Origin of the sequence: Streptomyces sp. NPDC059003, assembly GCF_042740445.1 — a bacterium.
Taxonomy (GTDB): Bacteria; Actinomycetota; Actinomycetes; order Streptomycetales; family Streptomycetaceae; genus Streptomyces.
Genome location: NZ_JBHYJH010000273.1, coordinates 1 through 8,196, shown reverse-complemented (window position 1 = coordinate 8,196; position 8,196 = coordinate 1). Strand labels below are relative to the sequence as shown.

The following is an 8,196-nucleotide window of genomic DNA, read 5'->3' as shown; positions in this document are numbered from 1 at the left end:
GTGGGTGGGCGTCGGCCAGGGCGGCGCCGATCCGGGCCAGATGCCCGTCGGAGTCATCGATCGCGTCCTGGCCCCCGCTCAGCAGCCGCATCGCCTCCCGGGCCAGACCGATCCCGTCCGCCGCGCGCCCGCCCGAGACGAGTGTGGTGATCACCATCGCCGTCTGCAGGGCTTGTTCGGCGTAGCCGTGGGCGTCGGCGTACTCCACGTATCCATAGCGGGCGAAGGGGGTGGGGTCGAGGAGTTCGGGGATGCGGGCCCGGGCCTCGGCCAGGTCCCCTCCGGCAGCGGCGGCGCGGGCCTCCAGGCGGCGGCGCAGCCGCCGGTCGGCAGCCACCTGTTCTCGTACCAGCGTGAGCAGCTCGCCTTGGGAGAGCACGGCCAGCCACTCCTCCAGCTGACGGGCCCGCTTCTGGGCCCTGGCCCGCAGCCGCGGCAGGCCCGGGCGGGCACACTCAAGCCGAGCGCGACCAGATGCTTGCAGAAGTTTCCTTCCAGGCCGTAGGGGCAGTCGCACTCCCCGGCCAGGCCAGCCCGCGCACCGAGCGACAGCTCGACCGCATACGCGTCACCCCCGTGTACCGTGGCTGTAACCCACCCGCCACCGACCTCCACCGCCGTCACCGTATCCGAGCCCCCGCGCAAAGGAACGCTCCCCTGAAAGCGCCCGCAGATCATCCTCGGTGAAACCCGCACCCTGCCCCTGCGCCATACTCCCCATTCAAACAGGCCCCACCCTGCGCCCGCAGGCCCCCAGGAAAAGACGCGCAGCCACGGTGTGTGACCGAGCCGGACCCCGCCCCTGGCCGGACCCGCGGACAGACTCGTGGAGCAGCGAGATGAGCCGCGGAACGTGTCCGGCCCGCTGCTGTGTGCCGCGCAGGAGGCCGCCGGATCGGGTGGCACGGGTCAGCGGGTTGACCGTACGGCGAAGCGGGCGCGGGCAGCAGGTCCGGAGCGGGTGGCTCCCGTTGTACGCGTGGCTCTCGCATCCCGTCCCGGCCGACGCCGGGGCACACGGGAGAACAACCCGGCCTGGAACCGGCCGACTGGGATAACGGGGGGCGTCGTGTGCCGGCGTATCTGCACGGTCTTCGGTCGCCTGGGCCCCTGCGTGGCGAGCCTGGCCGCCGACAACAGTCCCGAACCATCCTCCCGGACCGCCATTCTGGCCGCTTCTGCAGCCCGACACCCGCCGTTCTACCTGGGCAGACCGTTCACCGGGTTCCCGGCGCCCTTGGCGCACGCCCCCGGGATGCCTCCGGGCGCCGGGGCATGCGCCGTCTCACTGGCCACGGCAGCGGGCAAGCTCAGCAGGGTGGGCCGGTCCAGTCCCGACGGTCCGGTGGGAGCCCCGGGCGGCTCCGGGCTCTCGTACCAGGCATCGCGAGCACCTAGATTCCATTGGGTGTATGCCCTACACGGTCACAAGCCAGCGGGCCGGGCCGTACCAGACCGCCGGACCGGCCCACGCTGGCCCTGCTCCGCCGGAAGTCTTCCACTCCACCACCGGGCGCCTTCCTGCGCCCACACTCCAGAATCAGTCCGTAGCAGATGAAGGACACCGAGGATGCCGTTCACCATCCCCGCAGACCTGACGTCCTGGCACCCCATCGACGTCTGCACCTGGCTTACCGGAATCGAAGAAGACCCCACCGTCAGCCAGGACGACGTACGCGAGGCCCGCGCGGCCGCCGCCGCGGCCCTCATCGGCTGGAGTCCCCCGCCCAGCCACCCCGCACGCCAGCACAGCGCCACCGCCCGGCCACGATCCATAACCGCCACACCACCATCGACCAAGGCGGAATCGCCCCACCCACCGGCACACGGACACCGAGATGCACGACCTGCTCCTGGCGGACGCCCCGGGTCTGTAAATCGTTTGGGTCTTGCCAGATTTTCGTAGCCGGTGATCGTATCAACTGGCCTGTGGTGTCGTCTGGTTGGCGGCGTCATCCTGGTGCCGTGTGAGACACGGCTGTAGGACCTGCTGCCGCTGCTGGCCGCGGTGCGGGTCGGGACAGTGGAGGCCAGGGGTGATCTGCTGCGGATCGCGGCCCGGACCAGGGATGATGCCGCGGTTGTCTGCCGGAGTGCGCGACGGAGTCCAACTGGGTGCACTCCCTGTATGTGAGGCATGTTGCGGACGAGCCGGTGGGCGGACGCCCAGTCGTGATCGACTTGTCAGTACGCCGTCTGTACTGATGCGATGAAGGGGCGGGGCCTTCCGCTCCTGCCGGGTGCGCAGGATGCTCGGTTCAGGTTGGAGACCGAACTCGGAGAGGCCCTCGACGGGTTCACCGTACGACGGTGTGCAGTGGGTGGGAATGGACCTGCACCTGCACCGGCGCCGGTCCGTACTCGTGCGGATGGCATCGGACGGGCAGCGGCTGGGCAAGATGGTCCGCTTCAACAATGATCCGTCTCGGCTCAAGCGCGAGATCGCCAACGCCGGGCCCCAGGCGAAGGTGGTCCTGGAAGCCACCCTCGGCTGGTACTGGGCCGCCGACGCGCTGGCCGAGGCTGGCGCCGAGGTTCATCTGGCCCACCCGCTGGAGGTGAAGGCGTTCACCTCCAGCGGGTGAAGAACGACGAGCGGGATGCCGCCGACCTGGCCGACCTGCTGTGACTGGGACGGCTGCCGGAGTCCTGGTTGGCCCCGCCCGAAACCTGGTAGCTGCGGGAGATGGTGCGTGGGCGACACAAGCTGGTCAATCTGCGCACCAGCTGCCGCAACCAGGCTCACGGAGTGGTGGCCAAGGGAATCGCGGTGCCGATGAGCGACCTGTTCGGCACGGCGGGCGCCGTGTTCCTTGACGAGCTGCCGGTGCCTGCCGGCTACCAGGCGCGGCTGCGCGCGCTGCGCGAGGTGATGGGCGAACTCGACCGGCAACTGGCCCGGCTCGACAAGGAGATCGCCGCCGATCGCGCCGACTATCGCGCAGTCCAGACGATCGGTGGCATCGGCCCGGTCCTGGCCGCGGTGTTCGTCGCGGAGATCGGCGCGTCACCCGCTTCCCCACCCCGAAACACCTGTGCTCGTGGGCCGGGCTCACCCCGCGCCACCGCGAGTCGGACACGGTGGCCCGGCGCGGGCATCTGACCAAGCAGGGCTCCAAGTTGGTGCGCTGGGCCGCCGTCGCGGCCGTCCAGCATGCCCCCGTTAGCACCCCGATGCGCGCCTACCGGAACCGCATCGAGGCCTGCCGCGGCACCGAGGCGCGCAACATTGCCAAGGCCGCCGCGGCCCGCAAGCTGCTCACCCTGGTGTACTACGGGCTGCGCGACGGAGAAGTCCGCTGCGTGACCCGCCAGGACAGGGGGTGAACAGCATCCGGACCCACGACCGACGCGTGATCGCCATAGGGGCCTGGCCCCCGCACCGCGGCGAGGCCGAATACCTGATTGATCCCGTCGGTCGTGTGCCGAACCACACCATGCCGCCCCGCACCCGACACATACGCACGCGGACGCGGCGGATGGATGACCGGCAGCCGGAGCGCCGCTACTTCAGCATCACACCTGGTGAGAAGCACACCCCCCAACGCCTCGCCTCGGCGGGCTCACAGCACACCCATCAGGGGAACGGAAGCAACCCATCCCCCTACCCGCGCACGCCTTCTTCCCGACGACCGGCGGGAAGAAGGCGGACAACCACCGCACTTGACCGGCTCCGCCCCTTCTGGAGGACCCTATGAGGGCCAGGGCGACGGCCACGCTGGCGGGGAGGACCATCGGTCCAGGTGGTTCGGTACTCAGGGAGGAGGCCCGGGAGCAGGCTTACGTCGGGATCGATGTGCACCGCCCGACGGTCACAGATCGCGGTGATGGATGAGGGCGGTCGGACTGCGGTGAACCGGAATGTGCCCAACGGCCGGGGGGCCGTGCTCGGTGTGATCGGGGATCTGCCGGTGGGCACACCCGTCACGTTCGAGGCCGCGTTCGGCTGGGGCTGGCTGATCGAGCTGCTCCAGGACTACGGCTTCGAGCCGCATATGGCGCATCCGCTGCAGTGCAAGGCGATCGCCTCGGCGCAGCTCAAGAATGACAAGGTGGACGCGGCGCCTCTGGCTCATCTGCTGCGTTCGGATCTGCTGCCGGAGGCATGGACCGCGCCGCCGACTGCGCGCGAGCAGCGGGCCGTACTCCGCCACTGGGCCCAACTGGTACGACTGCGCAGTTTGTTGTGTAACCGGATCCACTCGGTTTCTGGCCCACTACGGCTGCGACCGCGGGTCCAGCTGCTGAAGCGCACCGGGCCGGAGCTGGCTGGATGATCTGCCGCTGCCGGGCACCTCCCGGCAGGTGGTCTCTGGTCTGCTGGAAGCCATTGATGCGCTGCAGATGGTCATCGAGCAGCGGCTCACGGGCAGCTGGCACTGAGGGATCCTCATCGACCTGGGCCGGACCGGAGCCCGCCGCTACTGCTCCGCCGCCTGCCGCCAGAGAGCGTTCAGGCGGCGTAAGGAAGTACGGGACAACGTTCCCGCCCACGACTCCAGGATCAGCCCGTGACCATGCCGCGAACAGGCGCCGTCTCGTCACGGCCCCCACTTGCCCGTCTGCCCATCCAGGGGTATCGAGATACGGGTCAAAGGGGCAATGAGTTGATCTTGAAACCTTTGATGGGCGTCCGGGCTCACTCTGCGCCGTCGGGATCCTCGGCGAGGATGCGGTAGACGGTGGCGACCGAGGGGCGCTGGCCCTTGTTCTTGCCCGAGGTGATGACCAGCTTCTGGGCGATCTGCGGTACGGGTACGCCGTTGGCCCGCAGGCTGCGGGCGTAGGCGACCATGTCGTCGTCGACGACCTTGGGGAGCCCGCCGTGGCGGCCGCGCTCGCGGGCGGATGCTTGGCCCTCCCTCCAGGGACTTCTCTCGGATGTACTCGCGCTCGGACTCGGCCATGCCGGCGAAGAACGCGAAGAGGGCGGCGCCGTGCCCGGAGGGGTCGTAGACCCCTTGGAGGGGGCCGGTGAGGAGTTCGAGCTGGATGTCGTGGTGGCGCAGGTCCTCGGCGATGGCCAGGAGCTCGGCGGCGCCGCGGCCGAGGCGCTTCATCTCGTGGACGGTGAAGATCACTCGTTGGTGGGGGACGGCCTTCTTGATGGTGCGGGCGAAGCCCATCGCCTTGGTGAACTCCGGCCGGACCTTGATCCGGGTGCTGATCTTCTCCGAGAAGACCGGATCGCAACCGGCCTCCGCCAGGGCATCGAGTTGGCTCTGAAGTTCTTGCTGGGCGGTGCTGCAACGGGCGTACCCCAATCTCGTGGGCTTCGTGGCGGCCTCGGGCACTGCGGCGTCGATGGCCGAGCCCATCTCCCACGCGCGCCCCGGCCCCCGGCTGGCCGGGGTGCGGACTTCGAGCTCGGCGCGGAGCTGGGGGACGAGCATGAAGCGCGGGGTGTGGTACTTCGGGGCGACCTTGCCGCCGCGGGTGCGGCAGGTGCTTCCGCCCGGCACTTCACAGGTGGGGCAGTCGAACTGTTCGACGGCGGCGGCCGGTTCGGCGAGCTCTGGCATGTCGCAGAACCTATCGCGAGGGGCTTTGTGTAAAAGCTGTTTTGCGAGAGGTTGTGAGAACAAAGATCAGGGCCAAATCAGACACGGTCCAGTGAGGGCCCGCAGCCTCTCAGAACTACTCATTTCTGCGAGTATCGAACGAAGTGGGACTGGCGAGGTCGCGGGTTCCAGGCCCGAGGGGTTCGAGGTCGAGTACGTCGATGCCGATGGCGTACGCCGCCGGGTCAAGCTGGCTGAGTGCTGGACGGAGCCGTTCGGGCGGCTGCCGCCGGTTCGTACGGTGCGGTCCTATCCGGGGCAGAAGTCGGTGACACGGCAGTACTGGGCCGCGACGACGCGGGGTCCGCTGCTGGTGGAGTCGCACCTTGAGCGGCACCACGCGATGTTGCTGGACTTCGATCCGCAGGTAAAGGGGCTCGCCGCCCAGCCGTTCCGACTGTTCTGGCCCACTCGCCGGGGGCGGCGCGGGCACGTGCCGGACTTCTTCGCCCGCCGCGCGGACGGGGAGGGCCTGGTGGTCGACGTCCGCCCGGACAACCGCATCGAGCCCGATGACGCGGAGGCGTTTGCGGCGACCGAGCGGGCCTGTGAGCTGGCCGGATGGCGGTTTGCGCGGGTCGGGGAGGTGGAGGCGGTGCTGCTGGCGAATGTGAAGTGGCTGGCAGGCTACCGCCACCCCCGTTACGACCGGCCGGAGCGGCGGCAGGCCCTGCTGAAGGTATTCGCCGCTCCGGAAGGGCTGTTCACGGGGGCGGGCCGGGTCGGCGACCGGCTGGAGGTGCTGCCTGTTCTCTATCACCTGCTCTGGCGACAGCTCCTCCATGTCGATCTAGGCAAAGCGGTGTTGGGGCCTGACAGCATGGTCAAACCGGCGGAGCGGATTCGTTGAGCGTGATCCGGCGGCCGCCCGTGGTCCGGCCCGGGGACCGGGTGTGGTTCGACGGGACGGTGCATACGGTCGTGGGGATCAGCGGAATGCTGGTGCGGCTCGCGGACGGGCTGGGGCAGTCCAGCGCGATGCATCTGCCGACGCTGATGACTGCGCCCGGTTTCGAGGTGGTCGGCTCGGGACCGGGCTGGCTGTTGCCTCCGGGCCTGCTGGACGGGCTGGAGCCCGGTCTGGCGGAGAAGGCCCTGTGGTGGCACAGGCACATGACCGAGGTGCTGACCGGACTGGCCCCGGATGCCCCAGCGGGCACGGTCCCGCGTCCCGAGTATGACCCGGCCTCGCGGTCGCTGGCCGACCGGGAGGAGGCGGCAAAGGCAGCTGAGTTGTCGGTGGAGCTGGGGCACCCGGTGAGCCGTCACACGGTGCGGCGTCGCTGCCAGCGTTTCCATAAGCGCGGGGTGCTGGGCATGGTGGGCGGGCGTCACTCTCCACGCCGCCCGGCGCGGGGGCAGGTGGACCCCAGGGTCGTGGACGAGCTGCGGAAGCTGATGGACCAGGCCGCGGACGGCTCGACCCGAACTGTCAGCTACTACTTCACACGGGTCGGTCGGGCGGTGGAGAAGTGGACGGTCCGCCGGTCACGATGCCGTCGCGGGCGACGTTTTACCGCCTCTTCAACCGGCTGGAGGCCGGGCGGCACACGACCGGATCGGCCCGCACCCGTCGCTCACTGGCCAGTCAGCCCGACGGGGCCTTCGACCGGATGGCGGTCTGCCGGCCGGGCGAGCTGATGGAGATCGACTCCACGCCGTTCGACGTGCTGGTGCGGCTGGACAATGGGGTGGTGGACCGGTGCGAGATGGTCGGCATGGTCGACGTTGCCACCCGGTCGATCACAGCGGCGGTGCTGCGGCCGACGACGAAGTCGGTGGACGCGGCCCTGTTGCTGGCCCGTTCGGTGACTCCGGCGACGATGCGGCCGGGCTGGCCGGAGGCTCTGCGGATGGAGCACTCCGCGCTGCTCTGATCATTCCGGGGGCGATCGTGGTGGACGGCGGGAAGGCGTTCTTGTCGAAGAACTTCCACGCCGCCTGCAACGCGTTCGGCACCGAAGTGATCCACGCACCGCCCCGCACTCCGACCCACAAGCCTCACATCGAAAGAACTCTGGGCTCAGCCTCACTGCTCGCTCAGTTCATCACGGGGTACACCGGCCGCTCGGCCGAGCACCGGGGCCGCAAGGTCGAGGACGCGCCGCTGTGGTCGCTGCACCAGCTCCAGGAACTTCTCGAAGAGTGGATCAGTTCGTGCTGGCAGACCAGGGCCCATGACGGGCTCCGGGACCCGCTCACGCCGGGGCGGACGTTCTCTCCGAACGAGAAGTCCGCGCTGGTGGAGACGGCCGGCTATCTGCCGCTCGCGCTGAGCGCGCAGGACTATCTCAAGCTGCTGCCGACCCGCTGGCAGGCCATCAACTCCTATGGCATCAAGGTCAATCACCGCATCTACGACTGCGACGAATTGAACGGACTGCGCCGGGTGAAGTCCGGGATCACCGAGCGGAAGAACCGGTGGGAGGTCCGTCATGCCCCCTACGACATCAGGCTTCTCTGGCTGCGTGATCACCACGAGGGCCGCTGGATCACCGTCCCCTGGCGGCTGTTGTCGACCACCGCCACTCCCTTCGGGGAACTCGCCTGGGATCACGAAGTGCGCAACCTGCGCGAGCGGGGCCACCCGGTCGCCGAGGACGCCGTTGCCGAGGCGGTCGGCGGCCTCCTGGAG

8 protein-coding genes and 3 pseudogenes are annotated in these 8,196 nt (G+C 69.4%); 8 read left to right on the top strand and 3 right to left on the bottom strand.

Translation table 11 applies throughout. From position 1 onward, the window contains the following. Positions 1 to 712 (bottom strand): annotated as a pseudogene (locus ACFWZ5_RS43095) (SWIM zinc finger domain-containing protein); the annotation flags it as partial. 1,600 nt (positions 713 to 2,312) lie between these two features. On the opposite strand from ACFWZ5_RS43095, the gene ACFWZ5_RS43090 reads away from it, so the two are divergent. From ACFWZ5_RS43090 to ACFWZ5_RS43075, 4 genes are all read left to right on the top strand, one after another. Then, a complete protein-coding gene (locus tag ACFWZ5_RS43090) occupies positions 2,313 to 2,585 on the top strand; it encodes a hypothetical protein (protein WP_384892534.1) in 273 nt (90 codons plus the stop codon). A gap of 164 nt (positions 2,586 to 2,749) precedes the next feature. Then, positions 2,750 to 3,103 carry a hypothetical protein gene (locus tag ACFWZ5_RS43085; protein ID WP_384892531.1) on the top strand — a complete coding sequence of 118 codons (354 nt, stop codon included), beginning with the start codon at positions 2,750 to 2,752 and terminating at the stop codon, positions 3,101 to 3,103. After that, positions 3,034 to 3,327 carry a transposase gene (locus ACFWZ5_RS43080; RefSeq protein ID WP_384892537.1) on the top strand — a complete coding sequence of 98 codons (294 nt, stop codon included), beginning with the start codon at positions 3,034 to 3,036 and terminating at the stop codon, positions 3,325 to 3,327. Before ACFWZ5_RS43085 ends, ACFWZ5_RS43080 begins: the two co-directional genes overlap by 70 nt. A gap of 467 nt (positions 3,328 to 3,794) precedes the next feature. After that, positions 3,795 to 4,277, top strand: coding sequence for a transposase (locus tag ACFWZ5_RS43075; RefSeq protein WP_384892528.1), 483 nt, complete (start codon positions 3,795 to 3,797; stop codon positions 4,275 to 4,277). Between the two features lie 362 nt (positions 4,278 to 4,639). On the opposite strand, the gene ACFWZ5_RS43070 is transcribed toward ACFWZ5_RS43075, so the two are convergent. Together ACFWZ5_RS43070 and ACFWZ5_RS43065 are read right to left on the bottom strand one after the other, a co-directional pair. Next, entirely contained in the window at positions 4,640 to 4,795 is a 156-nt protein-coding gene (locus tag ACFWZ5_RS43070) for a hypothetical protein (protein WP_384892540.1), read from the bottom strand. A gap of 124 nt (positions 4,796 to 4,919) precedes the next feature. Then, positions 4,920 to 5,318 (bottom strand): annotated as a pseudogene (locus ACFWZ5_RS43065) (recombinase family protein); the annotation flags it as partial. Positions 5,319 to 5,613: 295 nt separating this feature from the next. Between ACFWZ5_RS43065 and ACFWZ5_RS43060 the strand changes: the two are divergent. The 4 genes and pseudogenes from ACFWZ5_RS43060 to ACFWZ5_RS43045 form a co-directional block, all read left to right on the top strand. Continuing rightward, positions 5,614 to 6,411 carry a TnsA-like heteromeric transposase endonuclease subunit gene (locus ACFWZ5_RS43060; RefSeq protein WP_384892526.1) on the top strand — a complete coding sequence of 266 codons (798 nt, stop codon included), beginning with the start codon at positions 5,614 to 5,616 and terminating at the stop codon, positions 6,409 to 6,411. Continuing rightward, a complete protein-coding gene (locus tag ACFWZ5_RS43055) occupies positions 6,408 to 7,202 on the top strand; it encodes a hypothetical protein (RefSeq protein WP_384892523.1) in 795 nt (264 codons plus the stop codon). Before ACFWZ5_RS43060 ends, ACFWZ5_RS43055 begins: the two co-directional genes overlap by 4 nt. After that, a complete protein-coding gene (locus ACFWZ5_RS43050; protein ID WP_384892521.1) occupies positions 7,202 to 7,438 on the top strand; it encodes a hypothetical protein in 237 nt (78 codons plus the stop codon). The genes ACFWZ5_RS43055 and ACFWZ5_RS43050 overlap by 1 nt, the downstream gene beginning before the upstream one ends. A gap of 41 nt (positions 7,439 to 7,479) precedes the next feature. Further along, positions 7,480 to 8,196, top strand: a pseudogene (locus ACFWZ5_RS43045) (integrase); the annotation flags it as partial.